Raw genomic sequence first — 22,779 nt, forward strand, 5'->3', positions numbered from 1 at the left:
GGAGGACAAGTGACGCAACTGACCATCGGCATCGACATCGGGGGGACGAACCTGCGCGCCGCGGTGGTCGACCCGGACGGACGGGTGCTGGACGTGGAGCAGTTGCCCACCCCGTCGACGGTCGAGTCGCTCGAGACGGCGATCGCCCACGCGGTGGGCATCCTGCGTTCCCGGCACTCCGTGGGGGCGGTGGGCCTCGCCGTGGCGGGTTTCATCACCGCGGACCAGGAGCGCGTGCGCTTCGCCCCGCACCTTCCGTGGCGCGACCGTGACGTGCGTGACCGGCTGACCCGGCGCCTGGGCCTGCCCGTCGTGCTCGAGCACGACGCGAACGCCGCGGCCTGGGGCGAGCAGATCCTCGGCCCCGGACGCGACGCCGCCACCTGGGTTCTCTTCGCCGTCGGCACCGGCATCGGCGGCGCCCTGGTGACCGAGGGGCAGCTCTACCGCGGCTCCTACGGCGCAGCGCCGGAGTTCGGCCACCTCACCGTGGTTCCCGGCGGTCGGGCGTGCCCGTGCGGCAAGCGCGGCTGCCTGGAGCGTTACTGCTCGGGCAGCGCCCTGGAGACCACGGCGCTGGAGTTCATCGCCACCGGACGCCACCCCGACAGCATGCTCGCCGGGATCTTCCACTCGCGCCCGGAGGAGATCACGGGACGAAGCGTGGTGCGCCTGGCACGTGACGGCGACCCGCTGGCGATGGAGGTCATCGACGACTTCGCCCTCTGGCTGGGACGTGGCCTCTCGGCGGTCCAGGAGGTGCTGGACCCCGAGCTCATCGTGCTCGGCGGCGGGGTGTCGGCGGACGCCGACCTGTACCTTCCCGGGGCCCGCGCCGAGATGGAGGCCTCGGTGGTCGGCTCGGGTTTCCGGCCGATGGCCCGCGTCGAAGCGGCGTCCCTGGGTTCCGAGGCGGGTATGATCGGCGTGGCGCTCCTTGCCGGGCATGCTCACCTGAGTTCGTCCACGACCTGCTTGCGAAAGGGATAGATCAGTGCAGAACCGCACCTACTGGTGGTTGAAGAAGGTGGTCATCGGACCGTGGCTGTGGGTCCTGAACCGGCCGTACTCCAGTGGTCTGGACAAGATCCCCGCCGAGGGCCCGGCCATCCTGGCCTCCAACCACCTCGCGGTGATGGACTCGCTGTACTTCCCGCTGCTGGCGGAGCGTCAGCTGACCTTCCTGGCGAAGAAGGAGTACTTCACCACCCCGGGCTTCGCCGGGGCCATCCAGAAGTGGTTCTTCACCTCGGTCGGGCAGGTGCCCATCGACCGGCAGGACAAGGACTCGCAGGACGCCGCCCTGGAGACCGCCCTGCGCGTTCTGGACAAGGGCGACCCACTGGGCATGTACCCGGAGGGAACCCGCTCACCGGACGGCAGGATGTACCGCGGCAAGACGGGCATGGCCCGTATCGCCCTGGCTTCCGGGGCGAAGATCTACCCCGTGGCGATGATCGACACCCAGAAGGCGAACGTGGCCGGCTCCTGGCTGCTGCGTCCGCACCGGGTGGGCGTCGTCGTCGGTGACCCGATCGACCCGGCCGACTTCGCCGACGCCGGGGAGGGTGTCTCCCCCGCCCGTGCCCTGACGGACTACACGATGGAGCGGATCGCCGAACTCTCCGGTCAGGAGTACGTGGAGGGTGCGTACGCCGCCGACGTCAAGGAGTCGCTGACCGCCGGTCGGGGTTATCCGGAGGGGTCTGAACCGGGTTCGGGCCGGGTGCTGGGGAGCAAGCCCCGCCCGCGATTCCTTCGTTTCCGTCTCTGAGTTCGGTTCCGGACTCCGGTGACTCCGGGGCCCCTGGGGACTCTGCAGCTCCTGGATGGACGGGCCGGAAGACCCGGGGCCACACCCCGGCCACTCCGAGCCACAGCAGTGCGGCGAGCACGTACTCCGAACCCAGCAGTTTCATCACCAGGGACCAGTCCTGCTCGGCCCCGTGGGCCGACGGCAGGTAGACGTGCACCGGGAACGCGGTGGACACCAGCACGAGCACCACACCGAGCACGGCGAGGGGGATCACGCCGGGGCCGGTACGGTGGGCCGCCACCCGTGTCCACAGCGACACCCCGACGACCAGCATCAGCGGCAGCACCCAGACCCAGTGGTGTGCCCAGGACACCGGGGACACCAGCAGGGCCAGCAGGGCGTTGGTGCACACTGCGGCGGTGTAGGCGCCCACGCTGAACAGCCGGACCATCACCACGGCGATCAGGACCACGGTCACCGCGGCGAAGACGTACCACAGGCCGGTCTGCAGGGGGTCGTCGGTGAACCGGGCGATCATGCCGCGCACCGACTGGTTGGCGGAGTAGGCGAGCCCGCCGATGCGGGAGGGGTCGCTGATGGTCTCCGTCCAGTACTGGCGTGAGTCGGCCGGCAGCACCAGCCAGGCCAGGGCGCTGGCCCCGAGGCCGGACACCACGCTGGTGACCGCCGGGCCCCACTGCCGGCGCAGCAGCAGGTACAGGCCGAAGACGGCGGGCGTGAGTTTCAGGGCGGCCGCCAGACCGATCATCATGCCTCGCGGCCAGGGCGTGCGGGGGAGCAGCAGGTCGGCGGCGACCATCAGCATGAGGATCACGTTGATCTGGCCGAACTCCAGGGTGTGGGTCACGGGCCACAGCCACACGGCGAGGGGCAGCACTAACAGGGCGGCGAGTGTGAGCTGGCGGCGGGTGACCGTGAACCCGGTGCGTCCGGCGACTTCTCCGGCCAGGGCGTTCAGCACGATCACGGTGGTCGCCAGGAGGGCGAGCACGCTCAGCACCGTGAAGACGGTGAAGCCCAGGTTGCTGGAGACCAACGCCAGCGGCGCGAAGACCAGGGCGGACAGGGGAGGGTAGGTGAAGGGCAGGGTGATGCCCTGCGCCTGGAAGCTCTGGTTGTACAGGCTCGCCCCGTCCAGGACGGCCTGCCCGCCACCGCGGTAGATGTCGTAGTCGAAGTGGTAGGTGACGGTGTCGTCGCTGATGACGAACCTGAGGACGCCGGCCACGGTGACCGCGAGGAGGACTCCGAGGTAACAGAGCACAACGCTGCGGCGACGGAGATCGGGTTTGCTGGGGTTTTCCACGGGATACGACTCTATATCAGGGCACACTCAATTGATTCTTCCGTCGGCATGGGGCAACGTGGAGTTCTGTGTCTGACCGATCCGGGACCCCTGAAACCACCACCGCAGCCACCGCCGATGCAGCCGCCGCAGCCGACACCGCGCCGCGCCCTGCCGGTGGTCGTCTGTTGTGGGCGGACTGCGCGAAGGGCCTGTCGATCATCGGCGTCTGCTACATGCACGTGGTCACCGGTGTACCCGGTGCGACCGACACGGCGTGGAACTGGTTCAACGGGTTCATGGACCCGATCCGGATGCCGTTGTTCTTCGTCATCTCCGGACTGTTCGCCCACCGCGTGATCGAACGCACCCTCGGCGACCTGTGGTACCGGCGACTGTGGTTCCTGCTCGTGCCCTACCTGGTGTTCACACCCGTGCAGGCGGCGATCCGTCTGGACATGGCCGACGACCTGAGCTGGACCTCGTTGGGCCGGGCGATCCTGCTGGGTGACCCGGGGATCTGGTTCCTCTACGTGTTGATGATCTTCAACATCCTGGCCTGCCTGCTGCGCCACCTGCCGCCGGTCTGGTCGGTGGCGGTGTCCTTCATCCCCGCGCTCGTCGTCGCGGCGGCCGGGTTGTCGTCGATCCCGGAGATCACCCACATCACCCAGTACGCGCCGGCGTTCTTCGTGGGCCTGCACTTCCGCCAGCTGTTCCTGCGGCTCGCCGCGCACGCCGGCAACCTCGCCGTCATCGCCACGGTGTTCGTGGTCTTCCTGGGGTGGGAGTGGATCTTCTCCGCGGTCGCCGACCACGTGCGTCCCGGCGGGTGGAGCACCGGGGAAGCCTCGCTGATGGGGCTGCTCGCCATGGTCCGGATCTTCACGGCCGTACCGGCGGGCATCCTGGTGGCGACGTGGCTCTCACGGACGCCGGTGGTCGCCGGCGTGTTGTCGGCCATCGGACGCAACACCCTGCCGATCTACGTCTCCCACCACGCCGCGCTACACCTGGTGATGGCCGTGGTCGTGCCTTCGCTGCTCGCCAACGACCCGGAGACGTGGGGCTTCCTGGCCGGCACCAACGCGATGGTCTACACCGGTCTGCTCACCTGCGCGGTCGCCGGTTTCGTGTTCTACCTCGTCGGCCGCACCCCGGTGCTCAAGTGGGTGCTGCACCCGCCGGCCCTGCCGCGCAGGACGTCCCGACGTACCCGCGAGGCGGCCCGGGAGAACGTCGCGGTCTAGACTGACTCCCCGTGCGATACTTCTACGACACCGAGTTCATCGAGGACGGCACCACGATCGACCTGGTGTCGATCGGGGTGGTGGCCGAGGACGGCCGGGAGTTCTACGCGATCTCCACCGAGTTCCGCGAGCGTAAGGCCGGTGACTGGGTACGCCGCAACGTCCTGCCGCTGCTGCCGCCGCGCAGCGACCCGGCCTGGATGTCGAGGGCGGAGATCCGTGCCCGGCTGTTCGCCTTCCTGGTCCCGGGGCACCGTGAGGGGGACTGGCTGCCGGCGTCGAAGCGTCCGGAGCTGTGGGCGTGGGTGGGCGCCTACGACCATGTGGCGCTGGCCCAGCTGTGGGGGGACATGACCGCGTTGCCGCAGGAACTGCCCCGGTTCACCCACGAGCTCAAGCAGCTCTGGGAGTCTGCGGGACGTCCCGAGCTGCCCGCCGCTCCCGCCCGCGCGCACGACGCGCTGGAGGACGCCCGCGCCAATGTGGTGAAGTTCCGCCTGTCAAGATAGGGCGGTTCACCATTCGGACAGCGGGTCTCGTATGATGACGCTCATGGGTTGGACAATAGACGCACCTCTCGAAGAGCTTCCTGATCTGCCGCCGCTGCCCGGCGCCCTGGAACGGGTCTTTCAGGACACCATCGCACGCGACGCTAAGCAGCAGCCGTCGTGGGACCAGGGGCACGCCGACCGCGTGCGCAAGATCCTGGAGTCCGTGCCGCCGATCGTGGTGGCACCGGAGATCCGCCGGCTGAAGGCCCAGCTCGCCGACGTGGCACTGGGCAAGGCGTTCCTGCTGCAGGGTGGTGACTGCGCCGAGACCTTCGAGTCCAACACCGAGCCGCACATCCGCGGCAACGTCAAGACGCTGCTGCAGATGGCAGTCGTGCTGACCTACGGCGCGTCCACGCCCGTGGTGAAGATGGCCCGTATCGCCGGGCAGTACTCCAAGCCGCGGTCGGCCGACCGCGACTCCAACGGCCTGCTCAACTACCGCGGCGACCTGGTCAACGGGATCGGTGCCACCGAGGAGGACCGTCGCCACGACCCGTCTCGCATGGTGCGCGCCTACGCCAACTCCGGTGCGGCGATGAACCTCATCCGCGCACTGACCAGCTCGGGAACCGCCGACCTGGCGAAGCTCCACCTGTGGAACCGTGAGTTCGTGGCGAACTCGCGCGCCGGTGCCCGCTACGAGGCCCTGGCCGGCGAGATCGAGCGCGGCCTGGAGTTCATGAGTGCCTGTGGTGTGCAGGACTCCACCCTGCAGACCGCGGACATCTACTGCTCCCACGAGGCCCTCGTGCGCGACTACGAGCGCGCCATGCTGCGCCTGGCCCACGGTGACGACGGGGAGGACGTGCTCTACAACCTCTCCGCCCACCAGATCTGGATCGGTGAGAGGACCCGTGGCCTGGAGGACTTCCACATCGCCTTCGCCGCGATGGTCGGTAACCCGGTCGGCGTGAAGATCGGGCCGACGACCACCCCGGAGGAGGCCGTCGCCTACGTCCACAAGCTCGACCCGAACAACGAGCCGGGCTCGCTGACGCTGATCACCCGCATGGGCTACGACAAGATCCGCGACGCCCTGCCCCCGATCGTGGAGGCCGTGGAGGCCACCGGGCACAAGGTCATCTGGCAGTGCGACCCGATGCACGGCAACACCTACACCTCCTCGAACGGCTACAAGACCCGCGACTTCGACCGCATCATCGACGAGGTCCAGGGCTTCTTCGAGGTGCACCGGGCCGCAGGTTCGCACCCCGGCGGTGTGCACATCGAGTTCACCGGTGAGGACGTCACCGAGGTCGTCGGCGGCGCCCAGGACATCACCGACCTGGATCTGCCGTCGCGCTACTCCACCGTGGTGGACCCCCGCCTGAACACCCAGCAGGCCCTGGAGCTGTCCTTCCTCGTAGCGGAGATGCTGCGTAAGTAGCCGCCCCGCGCGGTGCGCTACAGCGTGCGCACCGTCACCGTGTCGCCGACGGCGGCACGCGAGGTCGGTCCCGGCGACTGGGTGATGACCCGCCCGTCGGACCGTCCGTCGACCTCCATCGAGAGGCCCTCGTCCTCGAGGGCCTCTCGAGCGCTTTCCACGGAACGTCCGATGATGAAGGGGACGCGCACCATCGTCGACTCGTTCAGGGTCACCGTGGTGGACGACGAGGGATCCACCCGGGTGCCCGCGGAGGGCTCCTGGGCGGCGATGTCACCGCGGGAGACCGAGGTGTCGGCCACGCCGTCACCGGTGGTGGGGGACAGTCCCAGGTCGCGCAGCTCGGCGGCGGCCTCCTCGGCGTCCATCCCCTCGAGGTCGGGCACGGTGATCGCGTTGGAGAGCACCAGCGTCACCGAGGAGGCGCCGGGGACCTCGGTTCCGGCGTCGACGTCGGTGCCGATGGCGTCGTCACCGTCGACGTCGGCGTCGAACCGGCGGGTGACCTCGCCGACCTCCAGGCCGGCGGACTCGATGGCTCGGCGGGCCTGGCTCTCGGACATGCCGTTCACGTCAGGCACGGTGACCGGGCGGGGGCCCTTGCTGACCTGCACGGTGACCACCGTGCCGGTGTTGACCTCCTGGCCGGCCTGCGGAGAGACCTCGGCGACCATGCCTTCGGCCACGTCGTCGGAGTACACGGACTCCTCCACGTTCCAGCTCAACGTCCGGTCGGAGAGTTTCGACTGGTAGGCGCTGAGACTGTCGGTCGCCCCGGGTGTGGGGACGGTGGGACGCCCCCGGGAGACGAGCACGGCGACGTCGTCGCCGCGCACGGCGCGTTCCCCCGCGTCGGGGTCGGTTCCGGTGACGGTCTGCTGCGGCTCCTCGTCGGAGTAGACGTCGTTGACCACGGCGGTGAACCCGGCCGCCTCCACGGCCGAACGCGCACCGGTGACGTCCTGCCCCAGGACCTGGGGGATCTCGCCGTAGCGTCCGGACGTCACCCACCAGCCGGCGATGGCCACGGCGACGACCACGACGACGAGCAGGACGCCCCACACCAGGGTGGCGGCCCCGCCGCGGTTGGTCAGCGGTCGCTGGTTGCGCGGCACCGGGGCATTCTGTCCGCCCTCCTGCGGGGCGTGCTCCTCCGGGTGAGCGGCAGGGGGTTCGTCCGGCGGCTCGGGTGCGTAGGGCGCGACGAGGTTTGTCTCGGCGGTGTGGGCGGACGGGAAGTCCTGACGGGTCTCGGTGGTGCCGAAGACGCCGGTGGCCATCGCGTCGTCGTCCCAGCTCAGCCGGTCGGAGACGTGCGAGCCCTCGAGTGCGCGGTGGACGGCGCTGGCGGTCGGTGCGGGGACGAGGAAGTCCGGGAGGTTGAGTTCGCGGCGGGTGGAGCGCACCGCCTCCAGGAACCCGTTGCCGTCGGCGAAGCGGGCGGCGGGTTCGCGCCCGGTGGCGCGCAGCACCAGTTCGTCGAGTTCCGGCGGTACGCCGGCGATGTAGGACGAGGGGGCGGGGACCTCGTTGTCGAGGCGCATCAGCGCGGTCTCCTCCGGGGTCGACCCGCGGAACGGGGTGCGTCCGGTGAGGAGCTCGAACAGCAGGACGCCGGCGGAGTATACGTCGCCCTGCGGGCCCACGTGGCCACCGCGGACCTGCTCCGGGGAGAGGTAGGCGGCGGTGCCGATCACCGGTCCGCCGGTGGAGACGTCGCGGCGCGAGGCGCGCACCAGCCCGAAGTCGGCGAGTTTCACCTGGTGGTCGTCGCGGATGAGCACGTTGTCGGGTTTGACGTCGCGGTGCACCATCCCCTCGTCGTGTGCCAGGGCGAGGGCCTCGAGGACGGGACCCATCACCGCGAGTGCGGCGTGCGGCGGCATGGGGCCGCGCTCGCGCAGCAGTTCACGCAGGGTTCCGCCGCTGATCAGCTCCATGACCAGGAAGACGTGGTCGCCGTCGGGACGTCGGTCCACCCCCTGGTCGAAGACGTTGACCAGACACGGGTGGTTGAGGCGCGCCACGGCGCGGGCCTCGCGTTCGAACCGGGCGCGGAAGGCGGGCTCGCGGGCGTACCCGGGATCCAGCACCTTGGCGGCGAGGTCGCGGTCCAGTCGGGTGTCCACGCAGTGGTAGACCACCGACATTCCTCCGCGGGCGATCGTCTCGCCGATGCGGTACCGGTTGTCCAGCAGGTCACCTGGCTGTAGCTGGGGCTCCATGATGCTCGGCCCGCCTCCTTTCTTCTACGGCTACCGGGGAAGTATACGGGGAGGGCGGGCAAAGCCCGGAAAGTGCGTGGGACGGGATAGGCTGGGGACCGTGAGTGAGAAAAACGACGGCGTCGGTTCCGACGCCACCTCCGAGAACATCCCGTCCGACAACTCCACCGGCCGTCGCCTCGCCGAGGCGGTCTCGGGCCTGCCCGCAGGTACGCAGGTCCTCAACGTGCCCGAGGTCGCCGAGGTGCTCGACGTCCTGGTGACCCGCGTGATGGACGACCTGAACAGTCACCGCCTGGTCGCCGTGCACGTCGACGGCGTGCGCCAGGTCCCGGCCCGCTTCTTCACCGACGGCGGCGAGCTCAACCGCTTCGTCCCGGGGCTCGTCGCCCTGCTGGCCGACGGTGGCTACAGCGACGCGGAGATCCTGGAGTTCCTGTTCACCGAGGACGAGTCACTGCCGGGTCGTCCCGTCGACGCCCTGCACGGGCACCTCGCCCGGGAGGTCATGCGCCGCGCCCAGGCCATGGCCATCGCCTGACGTCTGCGACCTGTCCCCGCTGCTCCGGAGGCAGGAGGTCGTTGCCCACCACATCAGCAGGCCGACGACCACGAGCCACCACAGCGAGTAGAGGCGGTTGTTGCCGCCGCCGTCGAAGGTCATCGACATCACCATCGACAGCCACGCGACCACGATCACCGCGCGACGGTCTCGGACCCAGACGCCGAACAGTGCCAGCGGTGCCATGTAGTACCAGGGCAGGACGACGGCGTTGAGGACGCAGGTGACCGCGTAGGCCGCGGTCGCCCCGACCATGGCGTCCCTGGCGCCACGGCGCCACACGGCCCAGCAGACCACGAGTCCGAGAAGCATGAGGACCATGGTCACCGGACGCAGGACCGCGACGATCTCGTTGAAGTAGATCTCCTCGCTGAACAGGCTCAGCGGACGCACCAGCAACCCTGCCAACAGGGACGCCAGGGACAGCGGGTTGATCACCTTGGTGTTGCCGCTGATCTCGGCGACCCAGCCCCAGGTCTGCCCGCTGGCCCAGGTGATCGCCGCGACGGAGACCAGCATGACCGCCACCGAGCCCAGTCCGCCGAGCAGCATGCAGACCAGACGGGCAGGGGTGATGCGGGGCAGGTCACGGAGTACCTCGCGGAAGCTACGACGGGGACCGTTCGCCCCGGGGGCCTCGCCGGCACGACGTGCAACGAAGACCCACACCAGGAACGGCAGGGCGAACAGGGCGGTGGCCTTCAGCGCCACGCCTGCGCCGACCAGGGCGGAGCCGTAGACCAGCCCACGGACCGGTGCGGCCCTGAATCCCAGGTACAGGCCGGTGCACACCAGGGCCATCATCGTGACCTCGTTGTGCATTCCGCCGATGAAGTGGATGACCGCCAGCGGGTTGGCGACACCGATCCACACGGCGAGTTCCGGGGAGCTGCCGATACTGCGGGCGAGGCCGGCCACCGCCCACACCAGGACGGCGAAGCTGGCCAGCGAGAGGATCTTGTAGGCGATGATCCCGGCGGTGATGTTGTCCCCGGTGATCCGGGTGATCCCGTCGCCGATCCACAGGTGCAGGGGGCCGTAGGGCGTGGTGGTGTTACGCCAGTCGCCGCTGACCTCGAAGAACATGCGTCCGGGGTTGGCGGAGGCGCCCACCTCGTAGGCGTTGAGGCCGTCGCGGGCCAGGGTGCCCTGCATCAGGTAGGAGTAGATGTCGCGGCTCATCAGCGGGCCGGCGAAGAACAGCGGGGCGACCCACGCGACGATGGTGGAGGCGCCGAGCCTCTCGCCGAGCCGGACGATCCGTCCGCCCACGACGATCCACGAGGTGATCATCAGCAGGATCGCCACCCACATGAACACCACCACGATGCCGTAGAGGTGGCCGAACCCCAGGTTGGACCAGCCCAGTTCCTGCAGGAGGCCACCGCGGTTACGGGTGGCGCCCACGGAGTGCGAGCACAGTGCCAGCAGCACCGAGCCGACCACCCCGAGGATGACGGCCGTGCGACGGGGCATGTCCCGTAGCCGGGCCCCGGTCCGTGTCAGCACGTTCAGCTCCTCCGCTCCGTGAGTTGTTCGGCGACACCGACGAGGTCGTCGGTGACGGCGTCGCCGAGCCCGCCGGCGCGCAGCGTGGCCACGGCCCGGTCGGTGAGGGAACGGATCAGCGCGGTCGACTCGGTCGCCGCCCCGGAGTCGACGATGATCCCGCGCAGGACGTCGACCTCGTCCTCCGTGGTCACCGTCCCCATGCCGGCGCGCAGCCGGGCGGCCGCGGACGGGTCCGCGGCGTCGGCGGCGCGCAGAGCGGAGGCCACCAGGTAGGTCCGCTTGCCCGAGCGCAGGTCGTCGCCGGAGGCCTTGCCGGTGACCGAGGGGTCACCGAAGACGCCGAGATGGTCGTCCTCCAACTGGAAGGCGATGCCGATGTCGCGGCCCACCGAGCGCAGCATCCGGACGGTCTCCGCCGGCGCGTCCGCCAGAACGGCGCCGAGGTGCAGGGGACGCTCCACGGTGTAGGCGGCGGTCTTGTAGGTGTTGACCTTCCACGGCGCCTCCGGGTCCTCGGAGCCGCTGGCCTCCACCGAGATGTCGAGCATCTGCCCGGCGATGACCTCGGTGCGCATGGCACGCCACGGTTCACGCGCCCGGCGCAGCGCGGCGGCGGAGACCCCGGAGTCGGCCAGCATGTCGTCGGCCCAGGCGAACGCCAGGTCGCCGACGAGGATCGCCTGGCTGACCCCGTAGGCGCCGGCGTCGCCGAGCCATCCGTCGTGCCGGTGCCGGGCCTCGAAGGAACGGTGCACGGTGGGGCGTCCGCGGCGGGTGTCGGAGCGGTCGATGATGTCGTCGTGCACCAGGGCGCAGGCCTGGATGAACTCCAGGGAGCTGGCCGCGGCGACGAGTGAGGTGGCGTCCGTCCCCTCGTCGAGCGACCCGCCGCCACCCTCCAGGGCACAACGCACCCCGGCCCAGGTGAAGAGGGGACGCAGTCGCTTACCGCCGACGATGAACGCCGAGAGCTCGTTGATGCCCTGCTCGATGACGGGGTCGATGCCGTCGAACTCCGCGTGCCTGGCGGCCAGGAAGTCCGTGAGGGTGGCGTCGACGACCGGCGGGACGTCGGACAGCGGGCTGTCCACGTGCCAGGTCGGCGTCGGGGCGGCGTCGGCCATCGGGGGGTGCCTCCGTAACGTGAAGAAGTAGGGGACGGGGTGATTCATCCCCATAGTAGGGACCGGTGCGCGGAAAGCGGACCTCGACCTGCCCGAGACGCCGGGTGGTCTTCTAGGATGGGGCGCTATGGTCAACGAAATTCACCGCGAAACTCACCGCCCCGCCCCGGCGAGCCTGCAGGTCGCCGTCGCAGACACCCTCAAGTGGGGTACGCCCGGACGTGTGCCCTTCTCGGTGGAGTTCATGCCCCCGCGCAACGACGACGCGGAGCAACGCCTCTGGTCCGCCGCGGAGGCCTTCCACGACCTCGGCGCCAGCTTCGTGTCCGTCACCTACGGTGCCGGCGGTTCGAGCCGGGAACGAACCGAGCGCGTCGCATCCCGCCTGTCGGTCAAGCCGTTGACGACGCTGCTGCACCTCACCCTCGTGGACCACCGTGAGGAGGAGCTCCGCGACATCCTCCGCGAGTTCGCCTCCCTGGGCCTGACGAACCTGCTGGCGTTGCGCGGCGACCCGCCGGGTGACCCCACGGGTGACTGGTCGCCGGTCGACGGTGGGCTGAACTTCGCCCACGAACTGATCGAGCTCGTGCGGTCGATGCCGGAGTGCTCCGACTTCGACATCGGCATCGCGTCCTTCCCGGAGGGGCACTACCGTGCCGGGAGCCTGGAGAACGACACCCGCTACACGCTGCAGAAGCTGCAGGCGGGTGCGAGCTACTCGATCACCCAGATGTTCTTCGACGTCGACCACTACCTGCGTCTGCGGGACCGGCTGGCGGCGGCGGACCCGGTGCACGGGGCCAAGCCGATCATCCCGGGTCTGATGCCGATCACGTCGTTGCGCTCCGTGCGCCGGCAGATGGAGCTGGCGGGGGCGTCGCTGCCGGCCTTGCTGGAGGATGAGCTGACCAGGGCGGCCGCCGGTGACGAGGTGAAGAATGCCGCGGCCATCCGTGAGGCCGGCATCGACGTGACCTCGAGGATGGCGGAGCGGCTCATCGCCGAGGGCGCGCCCGACCTCCACTTCATGACGATGAACAACGTGCGCGCCACCCAGGAGGTGCTGCACAACCTGGGCATGGCACCGGCCTGGGGCCCGGAGCTCGGGCAGGACATGGTCCGCTGACGGGGTGCCGTCGGGGGCGTCAGCGCCTGGGGAGGGTGAGGATGCCGAAGGGGCGGGGGTCTGAGCCGAAACGGAAGTCACGCAGCAGGTCCCCGAAACCTGCCGCCCGGTAGAGCGACCAGGCCGCGTTGGACTCGTCGGGAACCTCCGGGGTGGAGAGCAACGCGACGGGGCTGTGGAGATGGGGGAGCAGGGCGTCCAACATCGCCCGGCCGGTGCCGTGCCCCTGGTAGTCGGGGTGGACGTGGACCTCGGAGATCTCGTCGTAGTCGCTGAGCAGGTCGTCCGCCTCATCGGGCGTGCTGCCGGCAGTCCGTAGCCCACGGTGGACCTCCCGGTACCACCAGCTGTGCAGGTCGCCGGGGAATCCGTACGCCACGCCCACCGCGCGGTGCCGCGAGCTGCCGGGGTCCGGGGTGGAGTGTGCCGGATGGGTCAGCGCGACGACGCAGCGGAACCCGGGTTTCCGGGCGTTGGCGATCCAGAGCTGACGGCGCTGGCTGAAGGTCTCCGGAGGGTAGTCCATGGCCCGCAGGTGGATGTCGACGAGCTGGTCGATCCTCCGCACGTAGTCCTGGGCGGACAGGGGGCACACACTGATACGGAGGTCGTCGTTCACCCCACCATTGTGGCAAACCAGGGGAGGAGGGACGGCGGATTCCCCGAAACTAGAACATCTGTTCGAGTATAGTTCCGGTCGCCAGTTTCGTGTCCGGGGTGCCCCGTAGTTTCAGGTGCATCATCGCAACGTGGAACGGGACGTAAGGAGGCGGTCATGGTTCAGGGAGCAGGCGACAATGTCGCGAGGATGGCGCGGTCGCGCCGGGGTGGGGCGGTCCTGCCCGAGACGTTCGTCATCGAGGCGGAACGTCTGCTGGAGCTCAGCAGGACCGACCTGGTCCGGGAGGAGCGGCTCACGTGGGCCTACCGGGCTGCACTCCGTGCGGCGGGGGCGGTCATCCAGTTCGCCCGGAAGAAGCGCCGCCGGCTGCCCCCGGGCAGTGCCTGGGAGAAGGTCCGTGCCTTGGCGGGTGACGAGGAGATGGAGCGGTGGTGCGACCGTTTCGCCCCGCACGCCCGGCTGGTCGCGCAGGTGGAGATGGGCCTGGTCCCGGACCTCGGGGAGCACACCGTGGCCGAGGTCTACCACGATGCCTGCGAGTTCCTCGACGCCGTCCGGGGCATGGTCGGATACCTCCCCGAGGTAGCGTGACAGGTCTGTGTTCACCCTGGGGTAGGCTGGTGGACATCGAGGCGGAACTTTTCTCACTCCTTGTGCGTTAACACGGTAGAGACAGAACAACCGTCAACATCTACACCCGACACCTCAGGGGAGGACGATCGTGGCACTTTCGGAACAGGAACGGCGCATGCTGCAGGAGATCGAGCAGGCGCTGATTGCCGACGACCCCAACCTCGCCCGGCAGGCAGCCGGGGACACCTCCGTCGGCGGTGGCTTCAATATCGGGATCCGCTCTGTGGGGGTTTTCCTCCTCGGCGTCTGTCTGCTGATCGCCGGTATCGCTCTCTCGCAGAACAGCCTGTGGTTCGTGGGCCTCAGTGTTGTCGGGTTCCTCGTGATGTTCGGCGGCGGGCTGCTGGCCTTCCGCGGGCCGTCCGGGTCGGGTAACGGCAAGGTGAAGGCCAACCCCTCCTCCGGCAAGCAGGGCTCCGGGTCCTCCGGCGGCGGGGTCGCCGACCGTATGGAGGACAGCTTCCGTAAGCGCTTCGAGTAGGCAGCCGCAGTAGGCCGCCGGTCAGGGGAGACCAGCAACCTGCCGCACACACCGCCAGCGGGCGGGTCCGATCATTGATCGGACCCGCCCGCTGTTGTCGTGTGTCACCACGCTTTCCCCACTTTGCTCCACCCGGCCCGGTGGGTGTCGACCCCGATGCGCCTCGGCAGGGCTCTGGCGTGCCTAAAGTCCCTCGTTCTGCCCTGTCTGCGCTCCGGCGACACGGGCCTGCGGGCGCTCCCAGTGAGTTCTACGAAAACTTCCCCCACCTTCCCCCACCATGCACCTGTTCTTATATCTGCAGTTCACGCGCCTGCAGTGTCGAGGCTATCTTCAGGTCTCCGGCATGAGATGCAACTTCTGTGGTCTTGTGTGACTGATGGGCTAGTCAGTGTGGTTGGAAGTGGGGTACTGTGGGGCGCACTGGGGCACAATGGTCCCCGGGACAACTTCACAGAGATCGCATACGGCAACAACATTTCAGATGCCCGGGATGGCCGGGGGAGGGAGCCGACATGTTCTTCGGCACCTTCACCCCGAAGCTTGACGACAAGGGTCGGCTGACCCTTCCCGCCAAGTTTCGTGAGCAGCTGTCGGACGGCCTCGTCGTCGTCAACGGTCAGGATCACAGCCTGGCCGTGCACACGAAGGCGGAGTTTCAGGTGCGCGCGTCGAAAGCCGCCGCAGCCTCCCGGTCGAATCCGCAGGCGAGGGCCTACGTCAGGAACCTGGCGGCCAGCGCCGACGAGCAGGAGCTCGACAAGCAGGGCAGGATCACCCTCTCTGCGGGGCACCGGGACTACGCGGGACTCAACAAGGACTGCGTGGTCATCGGCTCCGTCGACTTCATCGAGATCTGGGATGCCGAAGCGTGGGACGCCTACCTGGCGGAACACGAGTCGGACTTCGCCGACGGTGACGACGACTCCCTCGCCGGGATCATCTGAGCTACCGCCCGCCCTCCGCCGTATGCCCCGCGACGCCGGTGGGACTGTGTGCCGGCCCTCATCTGCGCGGACGACCTTGACTTTGATGTACTTCCCCGACATCAAACCTGGCCCGTGCAGGTGAGGCCCCGTGTACAGTCCCGGCGGCGTTGCGATGACCACGTGAAGACAACAGGACCGGACGAGCGCCCCTGAAGAAAGGACCACCCCGATGACCGTCGCCGACGACGAGAAGCAGCCACGCGTCTCTGGCGAGCACGGGCACGTCCCGGTCATGCGCGACCGCATGGTCGACCTGGTCGGCAAGGGCGTCGGCACGGGCACGGACTCCGGGCAGGCGCCCGAGACCCCCGTCATCGTCGACGGAACCCTGGGCGCGGGTGGCCACACCGAAGTCTTCCTCGAACGATTCCCGCAGGCCGTCGTCGTCGGACTCGACCGCGACCCGGCCGCCATCGCCCAGGCGGAGCAGCGCCTCGCCCGGTTCGGCGAGCGGTTCGTCGCCTACCGCACCCGGTTCGACGGGCTCGGTGACGCGATCGACACCCTGGTGGAGCAGGGGAGGATCCCCGCCACCGCCCGTGAGGTCGGGGTCTCGGGCTACCTCTTCGACCTGGGTGTGTCGTCGATGCAGCTCGACCAGGCCGGCCGCGGGTTCGCCTACTCGCAGGACGCGCCGCTGGACATGCGCATGGACCCGGACCTGCCCGTCACCGCCGCGGACATCCTCAACACCTACGCCCACGGCGACCTGGCCCGGATCCTCAAGACCTACGGGGACGAGCGCTTCGCCGGCAAGATCGCCTCGGCGGTGCTGCGCGAGCGTGAGGTCGAGCCGTTCACCACCTCGGCCCGCCTGGTCGAGCTTCTCTACCGAACGATCCCGGCGGCGTCGCGACGTACCGGTGGGCACCCGGCGAAGCGCACCTTCCAGGCGTTGCGGATCGAGGTCAACGCCGAGCTCGACTCCCTCGCGGCGGTCATCCCCGAGGCGACGGCGCGACTGCACGTCGGGGGCGTGGCGGTCTTCATGAGCTACCAGTCCCTGGAGGACCGCATCGTCAAGAAGGCGCTCGCCGACCTGACGGTGGATCACACGCCGCCGGGCCTGCCGGTGGCGCTCCCGGAGTTCGCCCCCGACTTCGAACTGGTCACACGTGGTTCAGAGAAGGCCTCCGAGGTCGAGATCGAGCAGAACCCGAGGGCCGCGCCGGTCCGTGTCAGGGCCGTCACCCGCATCCAGAACTCCCAGAACACCCACCGAGACGCACAGCGAGGAACCAGATGAGCACCGCCACCGCAGCCCGTCAGCGCACCCGCGAGCACTCCGGTTCGACCGGACGCGACGACCACGGCACTTCGGGCGCCCACGGCGCCGTCCGCACCGGTCGGTCGGGTTCGGGCCCGAGCAGCCTCGACCGCCGGCAGACGCACAGCAGTCCGGTGCGCCGCCGCGGCTCGCGCCAGCAGGTCTCCGTCCGCGGTCGGCGCGTGTCGGTGCCCACGGCGAAGGAACGTTCCGTCGTCCGGACGTGGGTCGTCCTGCTGTTGATCTTCGTCGCCGGTGTGGCGTTCGCCATGTACCTGTCCGGCAAGACCACCGAGCAGTCCTTCCAGCTGTCCGAGGCCCAGGAGCAGAGCACGTCGCTGTCCAATGAGCTCGAGTCGCTCCACCGCGACGTCGAGGACGCCTCCTCGACCCAGCGCATCGCCGCCGAGGCATCCCGCCTGGGTATGGTCGCCCCGGCGCAGGCCGGCGTGCTGAACGTCGACGGTGACGAGGTCAACGAGCTGCGCGCGGCGGACTCCGGCTCCACGCTGCCGATCACCGACATCAACGGTGAGGTCACCGCCCAGCGTCCCACCAGTGACCCCGACGCCACCGACCAGGTCCCGGGGCTCGCCCCGCAGGCGCTGGAGGACAGGAACGACGGCAACACCGGCAACAACGGTAATGACGACGGGGCTCCCGCCGATCAGAACAACGGTGCGGCCTCGACCGGAGAGCTTCCCTACTGAGACACTTCAAAGACACGCCCGGAGTCCAATGCCCCGGGTGTGGTGTCCGTGGCACGACAATGGACGGCATGCATTCGCTGCGGGTCGTCAGGGGCCCGGTCGAGACGATCTTGTGTTGAGCTTCGCGGAAGGGAGAGGTCACATTGGCCCAGGACAGGGACCGGAGTAGGCACGCCGGGCGCGACAACCGAGGTCAGCGACCCCCGCAACGCCAGTCCCGTCCGGCCCAGGGGGGTGTGCCCGGCAACTCCTGGCGGACCCTCGACATCGGTGTCGGCAGCTTCGGACGCCGCGGCGCCGTGGTGCTCATCATCGTCGTCATCCTGGTGCTCGCCCTGCTGCTGCGGCTCGTGTGGGTCCAGTTGATCAAGGGGCCGGAACTCTCGGCGATGGCCAGTGAGCAGCGCACCGCGGTGATCACCGAACCCGCCCACCGTGGAGACATCGTGGACCGCAACGGACAGCGGCTGGCCTACACCATGGAGGCACGCTCACTGTCGGTGAACCCGCACCTGCTGGAGTCCTTCATGCAGGACCGCCACGACCTCGACCCGGAGGGGGTGTCGGAGCCCGAGGAACGCATCAAGGAGATCGCCGACGGTCTGCCCGGTCTGCTGGAGGAGTCGGACGCCCAGTCCGGGGAGTCGGAGTCTGACGAGGCCTCCACCGCCTCGGAGGTGAAGTCCGACGAGATCCTCGACAAGCTCAACTCCGACTCCACCTACGAGGTGCTGGTGCGCGACGTCGACCCGGACGTCGCGGAGAAGGTCAGCGCGGAGTACCCGGAGATCACCGTGGAGCGCCAGGACATCCGTCAGTACCCGAACGGTGCGGTGGGCCAGAACGTCGTCGGCAAGATTAGCCGCGACAACGAGGGCCAGTTCGGCCTGGAGCTCGCCCAGGACTCCCGCCTGCAGGGCACGAACGGCTCGCGCACCGTGGACGTCGGCGCCAACGGTCTGGCGATCCCGGGGTCCACCCGTGACCGTCACCCGGCCGTCGACGGGGACGCCTACGAGCTCACCCTCGACCTGGAGGCGCAGACCTACATCCAGCAGCTCGTGCAGCAGGCCAAGGACAAGTCCGGGGCGGACTCCGCCTCGGCGGTGGTGCTCGACTCGGCCAGTGGCGAGGTCGTCTCGATGGCCACGTCCGACACCATCAACCCGCAGGGCAACATCGACGAGCAGCTGGAGGACGGCAAGGTCTTCGGTAACCGTGTGGTGCAGGACGCCTACGAGCCCGGTTCGGTGGCCAAGGTGATCACCGCCGCGGCGGCGATCGAGGACGGCAAGACCACCCCGGACGAGGTCCTGCAGGTACCGGGCAGTATCGACATGTCCGGTGTCACGGTGAAGGACGCCTGGGACCACGGCGTGGTGCCGTACACGACCACGGGTATCTTCGGTAAGTCCTCCAACGTCGGCACGCTGATGCTGGCCGACCGGGTGGGCGAGGAGAGTTTCTGGGACTACGTGCAGAAGTTCGGCATCGGCCAGGCCACCGACCTGGGCCTGCCGAGTGAGACCAGCGGGTACGTCCCCGACCTCTCCCAGTGGTCGGGCGGCACGTTCGCCAACCTGCCGATCGGCCAGGGCATGTCGATGAGCCTGCTCCAGATGGCCAGCATCTACCAGACCATGGCGAACGACGGTGTGCGGGTGACTCCCAGCATCATCAAGTCCGCCACGGACGCCTCCGGCAACGAGATCCCGCAGGACGAGCCGGAGTCGGTGGAGGTTGTCTCCCCGGAGACGGCACGCAGCGTGGTGGACATGTTCCGCGCGGTCAACCAGTCCGACCCCAGCGGCGTCCAGCAGGGCACCGCTCCCACCGCGGGCATCGAGGGCTACCAGACCAGCGGAAAGACCGGTACCGCCCAGCAGATCGACCCGGAGACGAGGGCCTACTCGAACTCGGACTACTGGATCACCTACGCCGGCATCGCGCCGGCGGACGACCCCCGCTTCGTCGTGGCGATCATGCTCGACGACCCTGAGCGGGGCACCGACGGCAGTGGCGGACAGTCCGCCGCCCCGTTGTTCCGGGACATCACGTCCTGGTTGCTCGACCATTACAATGTGCCGCTCTCCCCGGAGGCCGCACCTCGACTGACGTTGGAGGCGCAGTGAGCGTGAAACCACCCACCCTGTCCGCACTCGCGGAACTGACAGGAGGGCGCCTGGTGGCGCTCGGCGAGAGCGGTGACCCTGGTGACTCCAGTGCTGCCGCCGGTACCGTCGTCGCGGGCGCGGCGATCGACGCGCGCTCGGTGCCGTCCGGCGGCATGTTCATGGCCGTGCCCGGCACCCGGGCGCACGGTGCGTCCTACGCGGACCAGTCCGCAGGCGCGAGCGTGCTCACCGACGAGGCCGGCCTGGAGGTGCTGCGCGCCGACGGCGTGACCACCGACGTGCTGGTGGTCGACGACTGCCGTGCGTGGCTCGGCCCGGTGTCGGCGGAGATCAACGGCCACCCCTCCCGGTCGATGACCGTGATCGGGGTGACCGGAACCAGCGGCAAGACCACGACCTCGTACATGGTCGAGCGCATGCTGCTCGACGACCACAGCGTGGGCCTCATCGGCACCACCGGTACCCGGATCAACGGCACCGCGGTGCCCACCTCGCTGACCACCCCGGAGGCACCGACGCTGCAGGCGTTGTTCGCCCGGATGCGCGACGAGGGCGTGACGCACGTCGTCATGGAGGTGTCCTCGCACGCGCTGGTGATGGGACGGGTGCGCGGTGTCGACTTCGACGTCGCCGCCTTCACCAACCTCAGCCGCGACCACCTGGACTTCCACCCCACGATGCAGGACTACTTCGAGGCGAAGTCCCTGCTGTTCACCACCCCGCAGGATCCCGGCGCCGGGCTGCCGGCGGCGGTGGTCTGCGTGGACGACGAGTGGGGCCGCAGCCTCGCCGGCACGCTCTCGGCGAGCGGCACCTCGCCGGTCACGGTGTCGACCACCGGCGCCCACGGGCAGGACGCCGCGACCTGGTCGGTGTCCTCGGTGGAGGTCGGTACCGACGGTCTGCAGCACGTCACCGCCGTTCACGCTGGTCAGGACGTGACCTTCCCCGTCTCCCTGCCCGGCACCTTCAACGTCGCCAATGCGACGGTGGCGCTGGCCTGCGTGGCGGCCGCCGGCGGCACAGGGGAGACGGAGGAGACCGTCGCCGCGAAGCTCGGCGACGTCCGCGTCCCGGGCCGCATGCAGTCGGTGACGGTGGAGGCAGACGGTTCGCGTTACCCCGATGACTTCCTCGTCCTGGTGGACTACGCCCACAAGCCGGGTGCCGTCGCCGCGGCCCTGTCCACCCTCGCCGACCAGATCGAGCGGGCCGGCCACGGTGGGCGGGTCGGCGTGGTGCTCGGCGCCGGTGGCAACCGTGACCACGAGAAGCGTCCGCTGATGGGCTCCGAGGCGGCGAAGGTCGCCGACCTGGTCGTCGTCACGGACGACAATCCACGCGACGAGGACCCGGCGACGATCCGTTCCGAGGTCCTCGCCGGGGCCCGCGGGGAGCTCGCGGCCCGTGGCGGAAACACGGGTGTGGACCTCCGTGAGATCGGTGACAGGGCCGACGCGATCAGGGCCTCGGTCGCCTGGGCCCGTCGGGGCGATATCGTCATTGTTGCCGGGAAGGGCCACGAGACCGGGCAGATCGTCGGGGACACCGTCCTCGAGTTCGATGACGTGGCAGTAGTTGCACAAGCACTCAGGGATAGACAGGACGGACAGGAACCGACACGATGATAGAGATGACAAGCGGCACCATCGCCGAGGTCACCGGAGGGCAGCTCGTCGACGGCGCCACCGCGGAGACCGTCGTGACGGGGCCTGTCGAGTTCGACTCCCGTCGGATCACCCCGGGCAGCGTCTTCATGGCGCTGCCGGGCCAGCGCGTCGACGGCCACGACTTCGTCCCCGGTGCCCTGCGCGACGGTGCGGCACTGGTCATGGTCGGACGCCCCGTCGGCGCCCCGTCGTTGCTCTGCACCGACGAGAGCGCCGGTGAGGGGGCGGACTCCGCCCAGCGCAACGCCGCCTACCTGGACAGCGACCCGGACGGGGTCGGGGAGCGCGTGCTCACCGCCGTCGGGCGTCTGGCCCGCTACAACACCGACACCCTCGTCGCCGAGGAAGGCCTCACCGTGGTCGGCGTGACCGGTTCGGCCGGCAAGACCTCCACGAAGGACCTGCTCGGCGCCGTGCTCACCCGTGGCGGTGAGACCGTGGCGCCCCCGGGGAGCTTCAACAACGAGATCGGGCACCCCTACACCGCCCTCAAGGCGGGACGAGACACCCGTTTCCTCGTGGCCGAGATGTCCGCACGCGGCCAGGGGCACATCGCCCACCTGGCGCGTATCGCCCCGCCGCGGGTCGGTGTCGTGCTCAACGTCGGCACCGCCCACCTCGGCGAGTTCGGCTCGCGTGAGGCGATCGCCCGCGCCAAGGGTGAGCTCGTCGAGTCGCTGCCCTCGGCGGCGGACGGCGGCCTGGCCGTGCTCAACGCCGACGACGACTTCGTCTCGGCGATGCGCTCGCGCACCGACGCCCGCATCGTCCGGTTCTCCATGCACGGCAACGAGGCGGACTACAGCGCCTCCGACATCACCCTCGACGAGGTGGCACGTGCTTCGTTCACGATGCACCACCCGCACGGCGAGCCCGTGCAGGTCACCCTGGGCGTCTTCGGCGCCCACCAGGTGTCCAACGCGCTGGCCGCCGCCGCGGTCGGGATGGAGAGCGGCCTGGACGCCGCCACCGTCGCCGGCGCGCTGAACAGCCACGTCGCCGCCAGCGAGAACCGGATGGACGTGCGCACCCGCGCCGACGGCGTCACGGTGATCAACGACACCTACAACGCCAACCCGGACTCCATGCGCGCCGGCGTCGACGCCCTGGCCTACACCGCCACGGGACGTCCCGACGCGCAGAGCTGGGCCGTCCTCGGACAGATGGGTGAACTCGGCGACGGGGCCCGCGAGGAGCACGCCCTGCTCGGAGAGGTGCTGGCACAGCGCCGCATCGGCAATGCCGTCGTCGTCGGCAACGGTGTCAACCAGAACGCGTTGGCCGAGTCCGCGGAGGCCCACGGGGTCTCCGTGCGCCAGGTCGAGAACGCCGACGCCGCGGTGAACTTCCTGGACCTCAACGTCGGTGCCAACGACGTGGTCCTGGTCAAGGCGTCCTACGCCGACGGCCTGTGGAGTGTCGCCGAAGGCCTTTTCGTCGGTGAAGAAGAGAGCAGGTAACCGCAGC

The 22,779-nt window shown here is 69.4% G+C and carries 20 protein-coding genes; 15 read left to right on the plus strand and 5 right to left on the minus strand.

From position 1 onward, the window contains the following. The first annotated feature begins 9 nt into the window (after window positions 1-9). The gene (locus ACT3S3_RS02525) at window positions 10-990 is read left to right on the plus strand and encodes an ROK family protein (RefSeq protein ID WP_301442093.1); all 981 of its coding nucleotides are present in this window, start codon (window positions 10-12) and stop codon (window positions 988-990) included. Window positions 991-994: 4 nt separating this feature from the next. After that, window positions 995-1,774, plus strand: coding sequence for a lysophospholipid acyltransferase family protein (locus ACT3S3_RS02530; RefSeq protein WP_301442092.1), 780 nt, complete (start codon window positions 995-997; stop codon window positions 1,772-1,774). Here the strand turns inward: ACT3S3_RS02530 and ACT3S3_RS02535 are convergent. Further along, a complete protein-coding gene (locus tag ACT3S3_RS02535) occupies window positions 1,665-3,083 on the minus strand; it encodes a glycosyltransferase 87 family protein (protein WP_301442091.1) in 1,419 nt (472 codons plus the stop codon). The two genes, ACT3S3_RS02530 and ACT3S3_RS02535, sit on opposite strands and share 110 nt — an antisense overlap. A gap of 68 nt (window positions 3,084-3,151) precedes the next feature. Here ACT3S3_RS02535 and ACT3S3_RS02540 point away from each other — a divergent pair, with 68 nt between their 5' ends. Genes ACT3S3_RS02540 through ACT3S3_RS02550 form a run of 3 tightly spaced genes read left to right on the plus strand, consistent with a single transcriptional unit; the run spans window position 3,152 to window position 6,253 of the window. Then, on the plus strand, window positions 3,152-4,312 hold the full coding sequence (locus ACT3S3_RS02540; protein WP_441579213.1) for an acyltransferase family protein: 1,161 nt from the start codon (window positions 3,152-3,154) through the stop codon (window positions 4,310-4,312). A gap of 11 nt (window positions 4,313-4,323) precedes the next feature. Next, window positions 4,324-4,821, plus strand: coding sequence for a polyadenylate-specific 3'-exoribonuclease AS (locus ACT3S3_RS02545; protein WP_301442089.1), 498 nt, complete (start codon window positions 4,324-4,326; stop codon window positions 4,819-4,821). Window positions 4,822-4,864: 43 nt separating this feature from the next. Further along, window positions 4,865-6,253, plus strand: coding sequence for a class II 3-deoxy-7-phosphoheptulonate synthase (locus ACT3S3_RS02550; RefSeq protein WP_301442088.1), 1,389 nt, complete (start codon window positions 4,865-4,867; stop codon window positions 6,251-6,253). A 17-nt stretch (window positions 6,254-6,270) separates the two neighbouring features. On the opposite strand, the gene pknB is transcribed toward ACT3S3_RS02550, so the two are convergent. Next, entirely contained in the window at window positions 6,271-8,478 is a 2,208-nt protein-coding gene (gene pknB, locus ACT3S3_RS02555) for a Stk1 family PASTA domain-containing Ser/Thr kinase (RefSeq protein WP_301442087.1), read from the minus strand. Between the two features lie 148 nt (window positions 8,479-8,626). Here pknB and ACT3S3_RS02560 point away from each other — a divergent pair, with 148 nt between their 5' ends. Next, on the plus strand, window positions 8,627-9,019 hold the full coding sequence (locus tag ACT3S3_RS02560) for an Rv2175c family DNA-binding protein (RefSeq protein ID WP_441579217.1): 393 nt from the start codon (window positions 8,627-8,629) through the stop codon (window positions 9,017-9,019). Here the strand turns inward: ACT3S3_RS02560 and ACT3S3_RS02565 are convergent. Together ACT3S3_RS02565 and ACT3S3_RS02570 are read right to left on the minus strand one after the other, a co-directional pair. After that, entirely contained in the window at window positions 8,933-10,549 is a 1,617-nt protein-coding gene (locus ACT3S3_RS02565) for an alpha-(1->6)-mannopyranosyltransferase A (RefSeq protein WP_301442086.1), read from the minus strand. The genes ACT3S3_RS02560 and ACT3S3_RS02565 overlap by 87 nt on opposite strands. 2 nt (window positions 10,550-10,551) lie before the next feature. Beyond that, window positions 10,552-11,676 carry a polyprenyl synthetase family protein gene (locus ACT3S3_RS02570; protein WP_301442085.1) on the minus strand — a complete coding sequence of 375 codons (1,125 nt, stop codon included), beginning with the start codon at window positions 11,674-11,676 and terminating at the stop codon, window positions 10,552-10,554. Window positions 11,677-11,803: 127 nt separating this feature from the next. Here ACT3S3_RS02570 and ACT3S3_RS02575 point away from each other — a divergent pair, with 127 nt between their 5' ends. Then, the gene (locus ACT3S3_RS02575; protein WP_301442084.1) at window positions 11,804-12,805 is read left to right on the plus strand and encodes a methylenetetrahydrofolate reductase; all 1,002 of its coding nucleotides are present in this window, start codon (window positions 11,804-11,806) and stop codon (window positions 12,803-12,805) included. Between the two features lie 19 nt (window positions 12,806-12,824). Here the strand turns inward: ACT3S3_RS02575 and ACT3S3_RS02580 are convergent, their stop codons facing one another. Beyond that, complete coding sequence (locus tag ACT3S3_RS02580; protein ID WP_301442083.1) at window positions 12,825-13,424, minus strand: GNAT family N-acetyltransferase; 600 nt, start codon at window positions 13,422-13,424, stop codon at window positions 12,825-12,827. A gap of 156 nt (window positions 13,425-13,580) precedes the next feature. Here ACT3S3_RS02580 and ACT3S3_RS02585 point away from each other — a divergent pair, with 156 nt between their 5' ends. From ACT3S3_RS02585 to ACT3S3_RS02620, 8 genes are all read left to right on the plus strand, one after another. Then, on the plus strand, window positions 13,581-14,018 hold the full coding sequence (locus ACT3S3_RS02585) for an SAV_6107 family HEPN domain-containing protein (protein WP_301442082.1): 438 nt from the start codon (window positions 13,581-13,583) through the stop codon (window positions 14,016-14,018). Between the two features lie 130 nt (window positions 14,019-14,148). Next, entirely contained in the window at window positions 14,149-14,541 is a 393-nt protein-coding gene (locus tag ACT3S3_RS02590; RefSeq protein ID WP_301442081.1) for a DUF3040 domain-containing protein, read from the plus strand. A gap of 515 nt (window positions 14,542-15,056) precedes the next feature. Continuing rightward, window positions 15,057-15,488, plus strand: coding sequence for a division/cell wall cluster transcriptional repressor MraZ (gene mraZ / locus ACT3S3_RS02595; protein ID WP_301441989.1), 432 nt, complete (start codon window positions 15,057-15,059; stop codon window positions 15,486-15,488). A 211-nt stretch (window positions 15,489-15,699) separates the two neighbouring features. Further along, window positions 15,700-16,776 carry a 16S rRNA (cytosine(1402)-N(4))-methyltransferase RsmH gene (gene rsmH / locus ACT3S3_RS02600; protein ID WP_301441988.1) on the plus strand — a complete coding sequence of 359 codons (1,077 nt, stop codon included), beginning with the start codon at window positions 15,700-15,702 and terminating at the stop codon, window positions 16,774-16,776. Next, window positions 16,773-17,507 (plus strand): hypothetical protein, encoded by a 735-nt coding sequence (locus ACT3S3_RS02605; RefSeq protein ID WP_301441987.1) that lies wholly within the window; start codon window positions 16,773-16,775, stop codon window positions 17,505-17,507. The genes rsmH and ACT3S3_RS02605 overlap by 4 nt, the downstream gene beginning before the upstream one ends. Before the next feature lie 236 nt (window positions 17,508-17,743). Beyond that, window positions 17,744-19,639, plus strand: coding sequence for a peptidoglycan D,D-transpeptidase FtsI family protein (locus tag ACT3S3_RS02610; RefSeq protein WP_301441986.1), 1,896 nt, complete (start codon window positions 17,744-17,746; stop codon window positions 19,637-19,639). Then, complete coding sequence (locus ACT3S3_RS02615; protein ID WP_441588135.1) at window positions 19,636-21,270, plus strand: UDP-N-acetylmuramoyl-L-alanyl-D-glutamate--2,6-diaminopimelate ligase; 1,635 nt, start codon at window positions 19,636-19,638, stop codon at window positions 21,268-21,270. The genes ACT3S3_RS02610 and ACT3S3_RS02615 overlap by 4 nt, the downstream gene beginning before the upstream one ends. Next, a complete protein-coding gene (locus ACT3S3_RS02620) occupies window positions 21,267-22,772 on the plus strand; it encodes a UDP-N-acetylmuramoyl-tripeptide--D-alanyl-D-alanine ligase (protein ID WP_301441984.1) in 1,506 nt (501 codons plus the stop codon). The genes ACT3S3_RS02615 and ACT3S3_RS02620 overlap by 4 nt, the downstream gene beginning before the upstream one ends. Window positions 22,773-22,779: the final 7 nt, after the last annotated feature.

Source organism: Corynebacterium sp. AOP40-4SA-5, from assembly GCF_052377355.1.
In the GTDB taxonomy this organism is placed as follows: Bacteria; Actinomycetota; Actinomycetes; order Mycobacteriales; family Mycobacteriaceae; genus Corynebacterium.

Coding starts and splice junctions, on each gene's coding strand:
- ACT3S3_RS02550 (WP_301442088.1), top strand. CDS start 4,865: ATGGGTTGGACAATAGACGCACCTCTCGAAGAGCTTCCTGATCTGCCG.
- pknB (WP_301442087.1), bottom strand. CDS start 8,478: ATGGAGCCCCAGCTACAGCCAGGTGACCTGCTGGACAACCGGTACCGC.
- ACT3S3_RS02570 (WP_301442085.1), bottom strand. CDS start 11,676: ATGGCCGACGCCGCCCCGACGCCGACCTGGCACGTGGACAGCCCGCTG.
- ACT3S3_RS02575 (WP_301442084.1), top strand. CDS start 11,804: ATGGTCAACGAAATTCACCGCGAAACTCACCGCCCCGCCCCGGCGAGC.
- ACT3S3_RS02585 (WP_301442082.1), top strand. CDS start 13,581: ATGGTTCAGGGAGCAGGCGACAATGTCGCGAGGATGGCGCGGTCGCGC.
- mraZ (WP_301441989.1), top strand. CDS start 15,057: ATGTTCTTCGGCACCTTCACCCCGAAGCTTGACGACAAGGGTCGGCTG.
- rsmH (WP_301441988.1), top strand. CDS start 15,700: ATGACCGTCGCCGACGACGAGAAGCAGCCACGCGTCTCTGGCGAGCAC.
- ACT3S3_RS02605 (WP_301441987.1), top strand. CDS start 16,773: ATGAGCACCGCCACCGCAGCCCGTCAGCGCACCCGCGAGCACTCCGGT.
- ACT3S3_RS02620 (WP_301441984.1), top strand. CDS start 21,267: ATGATAGAGATGACAAGCGGCACCATCGCCGAGGTCACCGGAGGGCAG.